The 16506-nt window shown below is 61.6% G+C and carries 17 protein-coding genes; 8 read left to right on the top strand and 9 right to left on the bottom strand.

Annotation, left to right across the window (positions count from 1 at the left end):
• Positions 1 to 69: 69 nt before the first annotated feature.
• Genes IFU31_RS02530 through IFU31_RS02520 form a run of 3 tightly spaced genes read left to right on the top strand, consistent with a single transcriptional unit; the run spans position 70 to position 3789 of the window.
• Positions 70 to 1101: a TRAP transporter substrate-binding protein gene (locus IFU31_RS02530; RefSeq protein WP_192057300.1), complete on the top strand. Its 1032-nt coding sequence runs from the start codon at positions 70 to 72 to the stop codon at positions 1099 to 1101.
• Positions 1098 to 2981 (top strand): TRAP transporter large permease, encoded by a 1884-nt coding sequence (locus IFU31_RS02525; RefSeq protein ID WP_197975690.1) that lies wholly within the window; start codon positions 1098 to 1100, stop codon positions 2979 to 2981. Before IFU31_RS02530 ends, IFU31_RS02525 begins: the two co-directional genes overlap by 4 nt.
• Before the next feature lie 13 nt (positions 2982 to 2994).
• Positions 2995 to 3789 carry an SDR family NAD(P)-dependent oxidoreductase gene (locus IFU31_RS02520; RefSeq protein WP_244657610.1) on the top strand — a complete coding sequence of 265 codons (795 nt, stop codon included), beginning with the start codon at positions 2995 to 2997 and terminating at the stop codon, positions 3787 to 3789.
• A 152-nt stretch (positions 3790 to 3941) separates the two neighbouring features.
• On the opposite strand, the gene IFU31_RS02515 is transcribed toward IFU31_RS02520, so the two are convergent.
• On the bottom strand, positions 3942 to 4844 hold the full coding sequence (locus IFU31_RS02515) for a LysR family transcriptional regulator (protein WP_122714213.1): 903 nt from the start codon (positions 4842 to 4844) through the stop codon (positions 3942 to 3944).
• 155 nt (positions 4845 to 4999) lie between these two features.
• Between IFU31_RS02515 and IFU31_RS02510 the strand changes: the two genes are divergently transcribed.
• A complete protein-coding gene (locus IFU31_RS02510) occupies positions 5000 to 6067 on the top strand; it encodes a sigma-54-dependent Fis family transcriptional regulator (RefSeq protein WP_122478473.1) in 1068 nt (355 codons plus the stop codon).
• 45 nt (positions 6068 to 6112) lie between these two features.
• A complete protein-coding gene (locus IFU31_RS02505) occupies positions 6113 to 6880 on the top strand; it encodes an SDR family NAD(P)-dependent oxidoreductase (protein ID WP_192054422.1) in 768 nt (255 codons plus the stop codon).
• Here the strand turns inward: IFU31_RS02505 and IFU31_RS02500 are convergent.
• Positions 6877 to 7824: an AEC family transporter gene (locus IFU31_RS02500; RefSeq protein ID WP_185793546.1), complete on the bottom strand. Its 948-nt coding sequence runs from the start codon at positions 7822 to 7824 to the stop codon at positions 6877 to 6879. The genes IFU31_RS02505 and IFU31_RS02500 overlap by 4 nt on opposite strands.
• A 211-nt stretch (positions 7825 to 8035) precedes the next feature.
• On the opposite strand from IFU31_RS02500, the gene IFU31_RS02495 reads away from it, so the two are divergent.
• Positions 8036 to 9229, top strand: a complete 1194-nt coding sequence (locus tag IFU31_RS02495) for a sensor domain-containing phosphodiesterase (protein ID WP_192102200.1) — start codon at positions 8036 to 8038, stop codon at positions 9227 to 9229.
• 136 nt (positions 9230 to 9365) lie between these two features.
• Here the strand turns inward: IFU31_RS02495 and IFU31_RS02490 are convergent, their stop codons facing one another.
• From IFU31_RS02490 to IFU31_RS02470, 5 genes are all read right to left on the bottom strand, one after another.
• Complete coding sequence (locus tag IFU31_RS02490) at positions 9366 to 10952, bottom strand: ABC-F family ATPase (protein ID WP_122478465.1); 1587 nt, start codon at positions 10950 to 10952, stop codon at positions 9366 to 9368.
• Positions 10953 to 10957: 5 nt separating this feature from the next.
• Complete coding sequence (locus IFU31_RS02485) at positions 10958 to 12166, bottom strand: tyrosine-type recombinase/integrase (protein ID WP_192102199.1); 1209 nt, start codon at positions 12164 to 12166, stop codon at positions 10958 to 10960.
• Positions 12167 to 12607: 441 nt separating this feature from the next.
• Positions 12608 to 12778 carry a hypothetical protein gene (locus IFU31_RS21640; RefSeq protein WP_244657609.1) on the bottom strand — a complete coding sequence of 57 codons (171 nt, stop codon included), beginning with the start codon at positions 12776 to 12778 and terminating at the stop codon, positions 12608 to 12610.
• The gene (locus IFU31_RS02475; protein ID WP_192102198.1) at positions 12775 to 13086 is read right to left on the bottom strand and encodes a hypothetical protein; all 312 of its coding nucleotides are present in this window, start codon (positions 13084 to 13086) and stop codon (positions 12775 to 12777) included. Before IFU31_RS02475 ends, IFU31_RS21640 begins: the two co-directional genes overlap by 4 nt.
• Positions 13087 to 13235: 149 nt before the next feature.
• Positions 13236 to 13793, bottom strand: a complete 558-nt coding sequence (locus IFU31_RS02470; protein ID WP_192102197.1) for a hypothetical protein — start codon at positions 13791 to 13793, stop codon at positions 13236 to 13238.
• A gap of 60 nt (positions 13794 to 13853) precedes the next feature.
• Between IFU31_RS02470 and IFU31_RS02465 the strand changes: the two genes are divergently transcribed.
• Together IFU31_RS02465 and IFU31_RS02460 are read left to right on the top strand one after the other, a co-directional pair.
• On the top strand, positions 13854 to 15038 hold the full coding sequence (locus IFU31_RS02465; protein WP_192102196.1) for an HNH endonuclease: 1185 nt from the start codon (positions 13854 to 13856) through the stop codon (positions 15036 to 15038).
• Positions 15039 to 15160: 122 nt separating this feature from the next.
• Positions 15161 to 15520, top strand: a complete 360-nt coding sequence (locus tag IFU31_RS02460; protein WP_192102195.1) for a DUF4160 domain-containing protein — start codon at positions 15161 to 15163, stop codon at positions 15518 to 15520.
• A 7-nt stretch (positions 15521 to 15527) separates the two neighbouring features.
• Here IFU31_RS02460 and IFU31_RS02455 read toward each other — a convergent pair whose 3' ends face one another.
• Together IFU31_RS02455 and IFU31_RS02450 are read right to left on the bottom strand one after the other, a co-directional pair.
• Positions 15528 to 16253, bottom strand: a complete 726-nt coding sequence (locus tag IFU31_RS02455) for a hypothetical protein (RefSeq protein ID WP_192102194.1) — start codon at positions 16251 to 16253, stop codon at positions 15528 to 15530.
• Positions 16250 to 16495: a hypothetical protein gene (locus IFU31_RS02450; protein WP_192102193.1), complete on the bottom strand. Its 246-nt coding sequence runs from the start codon at positions 16493 to 16495 to the stop codon at positions 16250 to 16252. The genes IFU31_RS02455 and IFU31_RS02450 overlap by 4 nt, the downstream gene beginning before the upstream one ends.
• Positions 16496 to 16506: the final 11 nt, after the last annotated feature.

Raw genomic sequence — 16506 nt, 5'->3', positions numbered from 1 at the left:
CCCCAGCGCCAGCCACGGCAGCCCGGTCATCAAACCGGTCAATAAAAACAAGAAGGTCAGGAGAGCTACATGAGTGATTTCTCGCGCCGCAGTTTCATCAAGACCGCCACCCTCGCATCGGCGGCGGTCGCAGCCACTGGCCTGGGCTTGTACAGCTCGAAAAGCCAGGCGGCGGAGTTCAAGCTCAAGTTCGCCAACAACCTGCCCATGATTCACCCGATGAACGTCCGGGCGCGGGAAATGGCCAAGGCGATCAAGGAAGAGACCGACGGCGCCGTGCAGATCCAGGTGTTCCCCAGCAGCCAGTTGGGCAGCGACACCGACACCCTGGCCCAGGTGCGCTCCGGCGCGGTGGACATGTTCGCCCTGTCGCCGGTGATCCTCGGCACCCTGGTGCCTTCGGTACAGATCAGCGCCGTAGGCTTTGCCTTCAAGGACTACGATCAGGTCTGGAGTGCGATGGACGGCGAGCTGGGCGCCCATGTCCGCGGCGAGATCGCCAAGACCGAGACCCTGTTCGCCTTCGACAAGATCTGGGACAACGGCTTTCGCGTCACCACCACCAGTACCCGTCCGGTGCTCAAGCCCGAAGACCTGGTCGGCATGAAGCTGCGCGTGCCGCCCAGCCCGATCATCATGTCGATCTTCAAGGCGTTCGATGCGGCGCCCACCAGCATCAACTTCGCCGAGGTGTATTCGGCCCTGCAGACCCGCATCGTCGAGGGCCAGGAAAACCCGCTGACTCTGGTGTCGTCGGCCAAGCTCTATGAAGTGCAGAAGTATTGCTCGCTGACCAACCACGTGTGGGACGGCTTCTGGATGCTCGGCAACAGCAAGTCGTTCGCCCGCCTGCCGGCGGACATGCAGGCCGTGGTGCGCAAGCACGTCGATGCCGCGGTGATGAGCCAGCGCGCCGACCTGGCGGCCTTGCAGGGCAGCATCCGCGACACCCTCAAGGAAAAGGGCCTGGAGCTGGCCGACACCGAGCCGCAGGCGTTCCGCGAGAAGCTGCGCAGCGCCAACTACTACGCCGACTGGCACGAGAAGTTCGGTGAAGCGGCCTGGGCCATCCTCGAAAAATACTCCGGGAAGCTGGCATGATGAGCGCCGAGGCGATGCCGGTCGAAAACGCTGCCATGCCCCTGCCGGCCCGGGCGCTCATCTGCCTCAACCGCGGCGCCATGCGCGTGGTCGAGGTGCTTGCCGTAGCCTTGATGCTGGTCGAGACCTGTGTACTGCTGGCCGGCGTGGTCTCGCGCTACGTGTTTCACAACCCGCTGGTGTGGACCGATGAGCTGGCCTCGTCGTTGTTCATCTGGCTGGCGATGTTCGGCGCCGTGCTGGCCCTGGATCGGGGCGAGCACATGCGCATGTCGGCGCTGGTGAACAAGCTGCCACCGGCCTGGCGTGGTTTCAGCGAAACCCTGTCGGCGCTGATCGTGGTGCTGTTCGTGGCCATGATCATCACCCCGGCGATGGTCCACTCCCACGAGCAGATGGCGATCACCACCCCGGCGCTGGGCATCCCCGACGGGGTGCGCGCGGCAGCCTTGCCGGTCGGCGCCATGCTCATGCTGCTGGCAGCGGTGTCACGCATGGCGCGCTACTCCACGCTGCGCCAGTTCGTGGCCGGCGTCGCCGTGGTCGCGGTAGTCGGCGGCACGCTGTGGCTGTCCCAGCCGCTGCTGGCGGAGATCGGCAACTACAACCTGGTGGTGTTTTTCCTGGTGCTGCTGGGCGCCTGCGTGTTCGGTGGCATCCCGATCGCGTTCGCCTTCGGCACCGCGACCATGGCCTATCTGGCGCTGGCCACCCATGCACCTTTGTCCATCGTGGTCGGTCGCATGGACGAGGGCATGTCGCACATGGTCCTGCTCGCCGTGCCGCTGTTCGTCCTGCTGGGGGTGGTGTTGCAGCTGTCGGGCATGGCCCGCACCCTGATCGATTTCATGGCCTCGCTGCTGGGGCATGTTCGCGGTGGCCTGCAATACGTGCTGCTCGGTGCGATGTTCCTGGTGTCGGGAATCTCCGGTTCCAAGGTGGCCGACATGGCCGCGGTAGCGCCGGCGCTGTTTCCGGAAATGAAGAAGCGCGGCTCCGAGCCGGAAGAACTGGCCGCCTTGCTGGCCGCCACCGGCGCCATGACCGAGACCATTCCGCCCAGCTTGGTGCTGATCACCATCGGTGCGGTATGCAGTGTCTCGATCACCGCGTTGTTCATCGGCGGGCTGATGCCGGCGGTGGTGGCCACCGTGGTCATCGCCATCGTCTGCTGGTGGCGTTCGCGCAAGGAAGCCATGCCCACCGTCAAGCGCGCACCGATGTCGGTGGTCGCCAAGACGTTCATGATCGCCTTGCCGGCCCTGGCGTTGCCGCTGCTGATCCGCGTGGCCGTGCTCGAAGGGGCGGCGACCGCCACCGAGGTGTCGACCATCGGTGTGGCCTACGTGGTGCTGGTGGGTCTGGTGATGCACCTGTTCATGCGCCACATCGAGTTCCGCAAGGTCTACCCGATGATGATCGAGGCTGCGGCACTGTCAGGGGCAATCCTGTTGATCATCGGCATGGCTTCGGCCATGGCCTGGGCCCTGACCCAGTCGGGGTTCTCGGCCAACCTGGTCGACCTGATCAGCGAGATACCCGGCGGGGCGATCGGCTTCATGTTCGTCACCATCGTCACCTTCCTCATCCTGGGCAGTGTGCTCGAAGGCATTCCGGCCATCGTGCTGTTCGGCCCCTTGATGTTCCCGTTGGCCGAAATGCTCGGCATCCACCCGGTGCACTACGCCATGGTGGTGATCCTGGCCATGGGCATCGGCCTGTTCGCGCCGCCGTTGGGGGTGGGTTTCTACGCTGCCTGTGCCATCAGCAAGACGTCGTCCGACCACGTCATCCGGCGTGTCTGGGGGTACTTGGCGGCACTGGTGGTGGCCTTGGTCATCGTTGCCTGTTTCCCGTGGATTTCCATCGGTTTCCTTTAAGAGAGTCCTGGTCATGAGCCAAGCAGTCAGACAGCTTTCAAGCAACATTGGCGTGAAGAGCATGGGCGCAGGTCGGGTAGCCTTCATCACCGGCGCGGCCATGGGCATTGGCGCGGCAATCGCCCAGCGCCTGGGCGAGGACGGCCACCGCGTGGTGGTCGCCGACATCAACCGCGGCGCCGCCGAGGAAATGGTCGCCGGCCTGCGCGCGCAGGGGGTCGATGCCGAGGCGGCGATGATCGACATCGGTGATGCCGCGTCGATCGCCGAGGTGTTCGCGAGCCTGCCGCGCTGCGACGTGCTGGTGAACAACGCCGGCATCGCCAGGACGCAAGCCTTCCTGGATTGCGACCTGGCCGATTGGCAGCGGGTACTCAACATCAATGTGACCGGCGCACTGTTGTGCGGTCAGCACGCGGCACGCTTGATGAAGGCGCAGGGCTGGGGGCGGATCATCAACGTCGCCTCCATCAGCGGCATGCGCGCGAGCGCGGGGCGCACCGCGTACGGCACGTCGAAGGCAGCGGTCATTGGCCTCACCCGGCAAATGGCGATCGAGCTGGCCGAGTACGGGATTACCGTCAACGGCATCGCGCCGGGGCCGGTGGACACGCCGCTGACCCAACGCCTGCATTCCAGCGCCACCCGCGACTCCTACGCCCGCGCCGTGCCCATGCGCCGCTACGGCACCCCCGCGGAAATGGCCGGCGCGGTGGCCTTCCTGGCATCCGACGATGCTTCCTACATCAGCGGACACGTGATCCCGGTGGACGGCGGCTACATGGCCTCCGGCATCCTCGAAATCTGACTGCCAGGTAAAAATACACTGCGGCGTGTCAGGCATACCGCGTCAATCCTTCGCGGCCGCTGACCGCTCCTACACAGGCCCTGCACAATCGCAAGGCCCCCCTGTAGGAGCGGTCATCGGCCGCGAAAAGAGCGCCGCGACACCTCAGGGGTTCACTGATCCTGCAGCGTCGCCTCTTCCCCGGCGCGCATGGCGCTTTCCACGAACGTGGCGATGCAGGGGTTGTGGTTGTCGGCCTTCCATACCGCGACCACTTCGATCACCGGCGGTGCCACCAGCGGCCGAAAGGTGGTGGTGGTCAGGCGCATGTTACGCATCGAACGCGGAACGATGGCGATGCCCAGCCCTTCACCCACCAGATTGACGATGGTCTGCTGCATGTTGATTTCCAGCCCCACGTTGGGCGTCACGCCATGCTGCAGGCAATAGTTGACGATCATGTCATGCAGGGCCGGGGCGATGCGTCGCGGCACGATAATGAAAGTCTCTGCGGCCAGATCACGCGGATCGATCAACGGCTGCTCCAGCAACCGATGCCCAGGCGGTAGCACCACCGTCATCTCCTCGCGGTAGATCGTCACCGTTTCCAACCCACTGCAATCCTGCGGGCGGTACATGATCGCCACATCCTTGTGGCCGCTGCTGATGTCCTGGGCCAGGTCCATGGGCAGTGTTTCGGTGAGCTTCAGATTCACCTGCGGATACTGCGCCGCGTAACGCCGAGTGATCGCGGGCGTCACGCTGTAGGCCGTCGACATCATGAACCCCACCGACAATTCCCCGGCCGCCCCGCGAGCCGCCGCCAGCGCATTGCGCTTGGCCTGCTCGAACGCCGCAAATACCGTTCCGGTGTCCAGATAGAAACGCTGGCCGGCATCGGTCAACTCCACCTGCCGCCGCGAGCGGTCGAACAGCTTTACCCCCAACTCGTCTTCCAGCAAGGCGATCTGCCGCGACAACGGCGGTTGGGAGATGTGCAGCCGCTCGGCCGCGCGGCCGAAGTGCAGGGTTTCGGCCAGCGCACGAAAGTACTGTAAATGCCTGAGCTCGATCATTGATGCTCGCAAAGGTATCAGTGGGTGCCTGATTATGGATTGGAAAACATAACTCCGCCTGCCGTATTGTGAAATGGCCACAGCGTCGAGGCTTGCGTCACGAGCGCCAGACCTCGAGATAGTCACAAGCTATAGAACAATAAAAGGTGACGCCGATGTCTTCTGTATGCGAACACACCGCACGTGCTTCGACTTCTTCGCCCGCACTTTCTTCGCCCGCCGCGTGCGATTCCGATATTGCCAACGACAGCGATCCGCAAGTCCGCCAGGCCTTTCGTCGCGCCCTGCGCCTGATGGAGCGTGGCATTGCCGTGCTCATCCAGGGCGAAACCGGCACCGGCAAGGAAGTGCTGGCCCGCGCCTTGCACGCCCACAGCCAACGCCATCGGGCGCAGTGCGTGGCGCTCAATTGCGCCTCCATTCCACAAAGCCTGATCGAAAGCGAACTGTTCGGCTACTCGCGCGGCGCCTTCTCCGGCGCGTTGCCCTGCGGCAAGAAAGGCAAGGTCCAGCAGGCCGACGGCGGCACCCTGTTCCTCGATGAGATCGGCGACATGCCGTTCGAACAGCAGACGCGCCTGTTACGGGTGATCGCCGAACGCGAAGTCACACCCTTGGGCGCCGAGCGCAGCGTCAAGGTCGACTTCGCCCTGATCTGCGCGACTCACCAGAACCTCACTGGCCTGGTGCAACAAGGCACGTTTCGCGAAGACCTGTTCTATCGCATCGCCACCGGTGTGGTGCAATTGCCGCCGCTGCGCGAGCGCACCGACCGCGCCGAACTGGTCTGCCGCATGGTGGCCAGCGAATTGCCCGGCTGCGACCCTCGGCAACTCATCGCCTCGGATGTCTGGCCACTGCTGCTCAATCATCCCTGGCCAGGCAACCTGCGGCAGATGCGTGCGGTGATTCGCTACGCCTGTGCCGTGATGGAAGGTACCCGCATCCAGCGCGCCGACCTGCCGGTGGACTTCATCGCCCAGGGCAGTGCGCCCGCCGTGTCGCCTGCCAACGTCACGCCGATCCGTCGTCCGGTGATTCTTGCCGCACCGGTGGACGAGCGCGCCGACGTGCTCGATGTGCTCAACGCCTGCCGCTGGAACATGTCGGCGGCGGCGCGTGCCCTGGGCATCTGTCGACCATCGCTGTACCGCGTCCTGCGCCGCCTGGGCATCCCGCCGCTCAAGGACCAACTGGCCCAGGGCGCCTACCTGCCAGCCTGACGCCGCCTCTGTATTGCCTGATCTTCAACCAAGGGAACAACAATAATGAATGCCCCTATCAGTCTTGCCATCACCGGCCAGGTGGCGGTGGTGACCGGTGCCGCGCGCGGTATCGGCCTTGCCATCGCCCAGGCGCTGGGTCAATGCGGTGCTCGGGTGGCAATTGCCGACCTCGACGGCGCGGCCGCGCGCGCCGCTGCCGGGCAGTTGTGCGAACTGGGCATCGACGCTATCGGTGTGGCGGTGGATGTGTCCGACGAAGCCCAGGTGCAAGCGATGGTCGACAGCGTCGAGCAGGCGCTGGGCTGCGTCGACATCCTGGTCAACAATGCCGGGATCGTCTCCACCGGACCGCTGCTGGAAGTCAGCGCCGCCGAATGGAACCGGGTCATGGCCATCGACCTCACCAGCGTGTTCTTCTGCGCCAAGGCCGTGTTGCCGGGCATGATGGCCCGGCGCGCCGGACGCATCATCAATATCGCTTCGGTGGCGGGCAAGCGCGGTGGCGGCCTGCTGGGCAACAGCTGCTATGCAGCGGCGAAGGGAGGAGTGATCGCCCTGACCAAGGGCCTGGCCCGTGAAGCCGGGCCGTTCAATATCACCGCCAATGCCATTACTCCCGCCTTGACCGACACCGACATGACCCGCGCCCTGAGCCCCGAGGCGCGCGCCAAAGTGCTCGCCGACATGCCGCTCGGCCGTGCCGGCTCGCCACGCGACATCGCTGCAGCGGTGTGCTTCCTGGCCAGTGGCGCGGCCAGCTTCGTCACCGGCGAGATCATGGACGTCGACGGCGGCTACATGCGCGACTAGCGCTGCACCCCGGCCGGTATCAAGGCCAGGATCAGCGACACCGTGACCAGCGACAACAGGGTCGAGACCAGGATCGCCCGCGACATGGTGTCGGCCTCACGGCCATACAGCGCAGCCAGCATGAACGGCCCGTTGCCGATGGGCAGGGCGCTCACCAGGAGTGCCGCCCAGGCCCACATCGCCGGTATGTCGAACACCCAGAACGCCAACCAGGCGGTCAGCGCCGGCTGCACCAGCAGCTTCATCGCCACCAGCATGGCCAAGGTCTTGCCGTCGGCCTTGTGCGATTTTTCCGCCGCCAGGAACAGACCGATCGACACCAGCGCACAGGGTCCGGCCGCCGCGCCGAGAAACTGGAACAGCTGGCGCACGCCCACCGGCAGCACCAGCCCACTGTAGGCGACCAGCGAACCCAGCACCGGGGCGACCATGATCGGATTGCGCAGCAGCGATTTGCCGACTTTGAGCAGGGTACGCCCCAGGCGTTTCTCGGTTTGCTGGAAGGTCTCGATCATGATGATGGCGACAGCGAACAGCAGGCAGGCGGTCATCACCGCGCCGATCACCGCCGGGGCGATACCGGGGTCGCCGAACGTCAGCAGGCACAGCGGGATGCCGAGAAACCCGGAGTTCGGATAACCCGCCCCGAGGGCATCGATGGTGGCATCGAGAAAGTGCGCACGGGCCCGCACGCGCAGCCACAGCGTCAACAGAAACACGATGCCCATGCCCAGGCCGAAAGCCACCACATAGCCCATGTCCAGCCCGTGCAGTGTGCCCAGCCGCGCCATGGCCTCGAATAACAGGGCCGGCAAGCCGAGGTAGATCACGAAACGGTTGAGCTCGATCGAGGCATTGGGCCCCAGGACGTTGCGCCGACGGCAGACGAAACCTACCAGAATCAACCCGAACACTGGAAAGGCGACGTTGAAGATTGCGAGCATCGGGTGCTGTGTCCTGTGGACTGTTGGAAGCCCCAGTGTAGCAGCGTCGCCACCCGTGGCACGGCTAGTTGCGCCGGGTCGGCGCAATTGGCCACACCCCAACTCTCGACGCGGACCTACCGTTGGGCAACTCGTCGTTTTTTACTTGAATGCAGGGGGGGAGCTGCATCTACACTGATGGCACTATCACATTAGGAGGCGATAGTGTGTCATGACAGCCAATAACCTGATGGACCTGGTTGCGCTGAAGCCGTTGTCTGCCACCGAGGCAGGCTGTGTGGATCGCGTGTTGCGCGCCATGCGCACGCACTTGGGCATGGATGTAGCGTTCGTTTCTCATTTCCGCCAGACCGACCGCGTGTTCACTCACGTCGACGCGGCGGCGTTGATACCCCTGAGCCCCGGCGATGTGCTGGAGATGAGCGCCGGCTACTGTCGCGGCGTGGTCAGCGGCGAACTGCCTGGGATTATCCGCGATACCGGTCAATTGCCGGCTGCGATGGCCATACCGCAGACCCCCGGCCTGCCAATCGGTGCGCACATGAGCGTGCCCATTCATTTGAGTGATGGCCGCCTGTACGGGACGTTCTGCTGCTTCAGTCACGCACCGGATCCGGGGCTGACCGAACGCGACCTGAAGATGATGAAGGTGTTCGCCGAACTGATTGCCGAGCGCTTGGAGTCCGACCTGCAAATGGTCCGCGATCATGACGACAAGGCGCTGCGCGTGCTGGACGTGATCCAGTCGCAGCAGCCACGCGTGGTCTATCAACCGATCTACGACCTGCACACCATGCACGTGGCAGGCTGGGAATGCCTGTCGCGCTTCAACGGCCAACCGGCGCGCACCCCGGACGTGTGGTTCAAGGAGGCCGCCGAAGTCGGTTTGGGCAAGGAACTGGAATGCCTGGCCATTGCTGTGGCCCTGGCCGGTCTGGCGCGGCTGGCGCCGGGCACCTACCTGAGCATCAACTGCTCACCCGAGCTGGTGCTCAGCGGACGATTGCTGGGTCTGTTCAAGAACTACCCGGCCGAGCGCCTGGTGCTGGAGATCACCGAGCATGCGGTGGTACAGGACTATGCGTCGTTGCAAGTGGCCCTGCAGCCGCTGCGGCTGCGGGGTGTGCGCGTGGCCATCGACGATGCCGGCGCCGGCTATGCCAGCATGCGGCACATCCTGCAGGTGCGTCCGGACATCATCAAGCTCGACATGAGCCTGACCCGTGGCATCGACCAGGATTTCCAGCGACGCGCCATGGCGTCGGCGTTGATCGCGTTCGCCCGCGAGACGGGGAGTGTGATCGTTGCCGAAGGCGTGGAAACCGAAGCCGAGTTGGCGCAACTCAAACGCCTGGGCGCCGCCAACGCCCAAGGCTTCCTCCTCGGCCGCCCGCAACCGTTGTAGCAGCGGCGCAAGTCGCGTCGGCGACACATGCGGTGGGTCAGGATAAACGCGATGCCCCCGGACGCGGCTCGCGCAGCTGCTACAGAGATCGCGTGATCCGCGTCCGGGGGTATGTGGGTCGAAATGCGTTGAACCCTTAGAAAACCACGCCCTGGCTGCGCAGGTAATCATCGTACGTGCCGCTGAAATCGATCACGCCATCGGCGCTCAGCTCGATGATGCGGGTGGCCAGCGACGACACGAACTCGCGGTCATGGCTGACGAAGACCAGCGTGCCCGGATAGTTCTCCAGCGCCAGGTTCAGTGCCTCGATCGACTCCATGTCCAGGTGGTTGGTCGGTTCGTCCATGAGCAGCACGTTGGGCTTCTGCAAGGTCAGCTTGCCGAACAGCATGCGGCCCTGTTCACCACCGGAAATCACCTTCACCGACTTGAGAATCTCGTCGTTGGAGAACAGCATCCGGCCCAGGGTGCCACGTACCATCTGCTCGCCCTGGGTCCACTGGCCCATCCAGTCGAACAGGTTCATGTCGTCTTCGAAGTCGTGTGCGTGGTCCTGGGCGTAATAGCCCAGCTCGGCGCTCTCGGTCCACTTCACCGCGCCCGCGTCCGGGGTCAGCTCGCCGACCAGGGTGCGCAGCAGGGTGGTCTTGCCGATCCCGTTCGGGCCGATGATCGCTACACGCTCGCCCGCTTCGACCACGAAGCTGAAGTTCTCGAACAGTGGCTTGCCGTCGAAGCCCTTGGACATCCGCTCGACGGTGACCGCCTGGCGGTGCAGCTTCTTGTTCTGCTCGAAGCGAATGAACGGGCTGACGCGGCTCGAGGGCTTGACCTCGGCCAGCTGGATCTTGTCGATCTGCTTGGCCCGCGAGGTGGCCTGCTTGGCCTTGGAGGCGTTCGCCGAGAAGCGCGAAACGAAGGTCTGCAGCTCGGCGATCTGGGCTTTCTTCTTGGCGTTGTCCGACAGCAACTGCTCGCGCGACTGGGTCGCAGCGGTCATGTATTCGTCGTAGTTGCCGGGGAACAGGCGCAACTCGCCGTAGTCCAGGTCGGCCATGTGAGTGCAGACGCTGTTGAGGAAGTGCCGGTCGTGGGAAATGATGATCATGGTGCTGTTACGCGCCGTGAGAATGTTTTCCAGCCAGCGAATGGTGTTGATGTCCAGGTGGTTGGTCGGCTCGTCGAGCAGCAACACTTCCGGATCCGAGAACAACGCCTGCGCCAGCAGCACCCGCAGCTTCCAGCCCGGCGCCACTTCGGTCATCGGGCCGAAATGCTGTTCCAGCGGAATGCCCAGGCCCAGCAACAGCTCGCCGGCACGGGACTCGGCGGTGTAGCCGTCCATTTCGGCGAACTCGGTTTCCAGCTCGGCGACGGCCATGCCGTCTTCCTCGCTCATTTCCGGCAGCGAGTAGATGCGATCACGCTCGGCCTTGACCTTCCACAGCTCCTCGTGGCCCATGATGACCGTGTCGATCACCGTGAAGTGCTCGTAGGCGAACTGGTCCTGGCGCAGCTTGCCCAGGCGCACGTTCGGCTCGAGCATGACCTGCCCGCCCGACGGCTCCAGATCGCCGCCCAGGATCTTCATGAACGTCGACTTGCCACAGCCGTTGGCGCCGATCAGGCCGTAGCGGTTGCCGTTGCCGAATTTCACGGAAACGTTCTCGAACAGCGGCTTGGCGCCAAACTGCATGGTGATGTTAGCTGTGGAGATCAAAGAGCTTACCTATCAATAACTTGGGGAGCGGTGGTTTCAGTTGATACCGATTTGATACCATTTTGGAGCTTTTCCATCTCGCTCCAATCTGAGCTTGAGTTTATCCACCGCGCATACGTTGACAGCAGCATCTGCACACTGTGGCCGAGCTGCTGAGCAATAAAGGCGGGGTTCAAACCGGACATTAAGCATATTGTCGCATAGGTGTGGCGGCAGTTGTATGGCGGCCGGTAGCGAATTCCCAGCGCCAGCAGGGCTGGACGCCACTGCTTGTGGATGTCCGATGTCTGTTTTACGTACTCTCCGTTCTTCGAGGGAGGGAAAACGTAGGGAGTCTCAAGGACCTTACCAACTCCACTTTTCCGACGTTCTGCATAATCTCGCGCGAACTCCAAGGCGTGAAGCGCGCGATCGTTCAGCAATACGAACCGATCGCCGCCGGTTTTCGTGCGCTCTTCGATCTCTCCTAGGGCGACTGTCCGACAGACATGAGCGATCTTTTTGTTGAAATCGATCGCGTCCCAGCGTAACGCAAGTGCTTCAGAGAGCCGCAGTCCCGTGAAAAAGACGAACTCGTAGAAGGCTGCGTAGATTGTTCCAGGCCAGTGCTTGTGGGCGTAGAGCTGGGCAATGATCCGGTTCGCGTCGTTTAACGTGAATGGGTCTATCTCTTTGCGGTTGCGCTTTGGCAGTTCGATTGAGTCGGCGGGATTCTTCGCAAGCAGCCCGTCGGAGACGGCCGACTTCAGCACTGTGGAAAGCTTGGTAAGGGCGTTGCGCTTCACCCCAGGCGAAGCCCAGGCCGTAGAAGTGATGATCGTACGGATCAGGGTAGGGGTGATCAGATCGATCCGGACCAGTGCCAAGCGCGGGACCCAGTATAGGTTCAGTGCCCCTTTGTAATTGTTCCTAGTGCCCGCAGTGATCTCCCGGCTATCCAACCAAAGCTGGGCATATTGGCCGAAGCTGAGCGCGCTTCCGGAGACGGTTGCCGAGCCGGGGAACAGCTCGGCGTATTTGTCGTCATCAAGCAGCCCATGTTTGATGAGGCTGACTACCTGATCGCGAAGCTTGGATGCAGCTGCGATGCCTTTTTGTGTCTGGGGATAGGGGAGCGTTTCACAGCGCCGGACCCCGTTGTAGGTAAAGCGGACACGGAGAGCGTTCCGGAAGACTTCCACCCCTCGGGGCATACCCACTGACTTTCCAGCCATTCTTCGTATCTCCTGATGCTGTAGATGATTCGGCTGCCTTGCTTGATCCACACTCCCATGGGGATCTGGCGGCGTGCACGCCTGGCCCGCAACGCATATACGGTGGTGCCCAGCAGGTCCGCCATTTTCTCTTCCGATACCTTGTCCATTTCGTGGACAACGGCCACCTCGCGCTCTGCGCTCATGTTTTGGTACCTCTCCAATTGAATTTCGGCCCGCACTCGGGCAGTCGGCGCCCACTGTTGGGGGCAGAAGGGGTTAGCTCGGGCGTTCGGTCTTATCTCTCGACAGCGCCCTGTCCATCAGCGCAATCGACTTCCGGCGCCGGTCCTAAACCTCAGGGCTGTCGGGGTCGTAGGTAGGGCCGAGATAGCTGCGAGGATCATTAGCCATCGCCCGCTTCACGCGGTTGAAGTTCTCATCGCGCTGCCAAAGGCTGCTCTAGACCATGACCGGTTTCTTGCCTTCGGATTCAGCCTCGGCAAGCTTCCAGATTGCCTGGCGATCGAAGGTCATCAGCATGTCCATGGCGCAGACTGCCAGGCGCAGGTCGTCATAGTCGGGCCGCTCGCCTGAGCGTGACGCTTCAACAATTTCGCCGAGAGTTTTCATGACGTCACCACACGGCGAGCCCACTGCACATAGGGGCCGTCATCCGTATCGAAGATTCCCATCAGGAACCACTCAGGCCCTGGGGGTTCAGGATTCCACGCACTGCACGCGGCATCCTCGTCAGGAAGCTCTTCGAGCTCGTCGCCTGAGTGCCATCCTTTTAGCTCAAGGCCTTGCTCTTTCGTCCAGGCAATGTAGGGCGCAGGGTCCTCGCCGCCGCCAAAATCCGGAATGTCGGGGTGGTACCACCAGCCGTCTTTGTCACGAACCACGGCCACTGGCTGGATCAAAATAGTTTCTTCAGGCATGACTTCGTCCTCACCGCTAAAGCGGCTGACTTTGAATTGAAGGGGAAGGAATTACTTGGCGATGACGTCGGCGCTTGCGATGTAGCGGCCGAGGGGGCTGGCGATGATGCAGCCGAAGGCGAACCACATGGCCAGGACTATGCAGAGGGTCATGATGGTTGCTCCCCATCCGCGCAGCCGGGGCGGGCAAGGAGCTCATCATGTGTCAGCCCGCAAAGCGCGCGATCATCCAGGCCCATATGGCGCATCACCTGCCGCCAAGTTTCGTCCAGTGACCTACGATGAACATTGACCAAAGGCCTGTTGGCGACTTCTGCTTGCCAACGATAAACAACCCATTTCTCCGCTTCGGCCAGGCGCTGCTGGAGGGCAGAGACCTCCTCTCGGAGATTGTTAATTCGCAGCCCTTGACGGATTTGATTTTCATCGGAGAACGCCAGCGTCTTGCGCAACTCCGCCTCCCGCGCCAACCCTTCATCGCGCTGGGCAGCGAGAGCGTCATAGTCGGAGGCCAGCAGTGCATTGCTGCCCGAGCACACGTCGTCGCGGCTATTCGAGGCGACCTTGACGAAGAGGTGGGCATTCCAGTTCCTGGAGATTTGCTCGAATCGCTTGCTCGCGATCTCCGCGCCGAATATCGTTTCATCCGGCACTTCGGTATCGTCGAATTTGATTAGGTACAGCGGATGTATATTTACGTCACTCATCTAGTTACCTCAGATGTGGGTAAGCTATGATCGTCCGCCCCAAAAGACAGAGGACGTCATATGAAACGTTCGGAATTTATCGCGGCAATGCGTCGGTATAGAAATGGTGAGCGACCCTATAAATTTTTTGCTCCCAGTTGGTATTTCTTTGGGGAGGACGGATTTGCCTATCCACTGAAATATGTCTATGTCATGGCGTCGGGTTCGGCTCCTTTGGATGTTCATACCGGTGCCGCCAAGGTCGCAGCGGAGCGTGCGGGGTTTGAAATATTCGAGACGAATAGGGCGGCCAATACTGAGCTTGCTGGTATGAATTTCTGGTGGGTGAACCACAAGCAGACCCATCGCGACGAGTACGCGGGTGGTTACATTTGGTCGCCCAAGAAAAAGAAGAACAATGTAGCTAACGAGGGCTATCTCAACCTAACCCGCGTGATTGCTGGCGATCGTATCTTCTCTTACGCAGCCGGGGTTATTAAAGCAGTTGGTGTCGCAACGCAGTCACACGTTGAGGCCGTAATCCCACCGACACACTCAGATGCTGCGGACTGGGAAGAAGCTGGCTGGAAGGTGGGTGTCGAATGGATGTCGCTAGAAACTCCCATCCGTCCGAAGGATTATCTGGACTGGATCGTCCCACTGTTGCCCGCTAAATACTCTCCCATTCAGAAAAATGGAGACGGAAACCAAGGGTGTTACTTGGCTTCTATTTCTCGTGAGCTAGGAAGTCTTCTACTTGAACTCGCATCTCAGGCAGATTCCCACTCCATTCAGCTGGTTCATGAAATTGATACGGAAGCGGAGGAACTTCTAGAAGAGGAAATTTTGAAAAACTGCGATATCCCAGAAACAGAAAGGACTCAGCTTATACGCTCGCGTGTTGGCCAGGGAATCTTCAGGATGCGGGTCGCCCTACAGGAGAAGAAGTGCCGACTTACTGGGGTAGATAACTTGGCCTTTCTAGTTGCGAGCCATATCAAGCCATGGCGTGCTTGCAATAATGATGAACGCCTGGACGGAAGCAATGGCTTGCTACTATCTCCGCATGTAGACAAGCTTTTCGACCGCGGATGGATTTCCTTTACGGATGATGGGCATATTTTGATTTCAGACCAGGCGAGATCCGTATTGGATGCTTGGCGCCTGGATCATGCTTCATCTGTAGGCGCTTTCACCGCCAAACAGCGATCTTTTTTGAAGTTTCACCGAGAAAAAATTTTCGAAAAAGGTTTACAGATTGTATAGCTTCCGGTGGCTTGTCTGACGCCGCCGCGTTGTTTAATCCGGCAGCTTTGCGCGGGGATACACTGCACTTATCTTCTGTGTAAAATGCATGCTCCCAAACGTTGCGGATAGCGAAAACCCTCATGGAAGAGCAAGCAAAACAGCTTCAAGACCGTCTGGCCGAGGTTGATGTTCTGACCCGTCCATCCCGCAGTTCAGAAATGATGGAGCTCTTAATCAAACGTCTGCTGAGGCTTGGTATACGAATGGAGGCAGATCAACACGAGCGTGCGCATGTGCATATTGACTACGGCAAAGAGCGACATCACGCGAGCTATGCTGTCGACGATGGTTCTCGCCTGGCGGGAAGCTTGCATCGGAAATACGATCGGGTAGTTAAAATCTGGATAGAAGACAACCGAGAAGAGCTTCAGGCTCTTTGGGAAGCTATGAAGACAGGCTGTTCGCACAGCGTTGTCCTTGCAAAGCTCAAGGCTGATTAAGCCTCCCCTACAGCGTGATCTCCAGTTGTGGTGCTCGATGCCAGATCGATGAACTACTATGGGCCTCGATCCGGTCCGCGATCACGCACGCTCGCTGACCGGCCGTGGGAGGCGCGTATATACCAAAGCGTTTGATGCTGCCACCGTTGACGGCGGCGTTTGTGGAGTCGGCCGAGGAAAAAGGCAGGTGCTGGAAGATGCTTGGGTCGAGCATGCGCAGCCCGTGCAGGCGGCAGGCCGGCCGGCCTTTGTCGTCGCAGATGGCGTCCATGGCCGCGGCCATTCGCTTCCACCACGCCGCTGTGCCGGGCGAGCGCCATTGCCCTGAACTGCCGAAGGCCACCATCGACCACTCGCTGGCGAGCCGTTGCAAGCGCTCGAGCGATTCATGCAGATGCCATACTGGCACGCCGCGCAGCGCCCTTGGCCACGCTGCGAGCAACGCATCGTTCGCCGCTTCATCCCCATCGATCACATCGGGGATCAACGCCCAGTCGAAGCCTGGATGGCGGTGCCAGTCCTCAACCCAGCGGGTATAGCCGTCGACGTCGAGTGTCCCACCCTTGTTCCAGATGCTGAAGGCACCGTTGTCGAACACGAACGATTGGCACACCTCAGCGACTATCCCCACGTCGTCTTGGCGCGGGAAGGGCACCAGTGCGTGACGACCAGCAAGGAACCTGGCCCCATCCTGCCGGGTGCCCCCGACCGGGGTACCGTGGTAGTGGATCATCCGCTCAGCCTCACCGTTTCGATCTCGACGCCTTGGTGCACAGCCTTGATGGTTTGGTCACCACCCAGGCGCTCCGCCAGGTCATCGGCGATGCGCTCGTGATAGCCGGATTTGATCAGCGCCGTAGCGGTCCGGATGTGCTCGACCATCACCACGGCCAAAGAGCGAATTTCCAGGCTGTAGATGATCGTGTCCCCGTCCGACGGGCAGGTGGCCGCGAACGTATGCCGATAGATATTCATGGATACTCCAG

The sequence above is a fragment of the Pseudomonas sp. CFBP 13602 genome (genome assembly GCF_014842725.1).
Classification (GTDB): domain Bacteria; phylum Pseudomonadota; class Gammaproteobacteria; order Pseudomonadales; family Pseudomonadaceae; genus Aquipseudomonas; species Aquipseudomonas baltica.
This window is presented reverse-complemented; position numbering and strand designations above follow the sequence as displayed.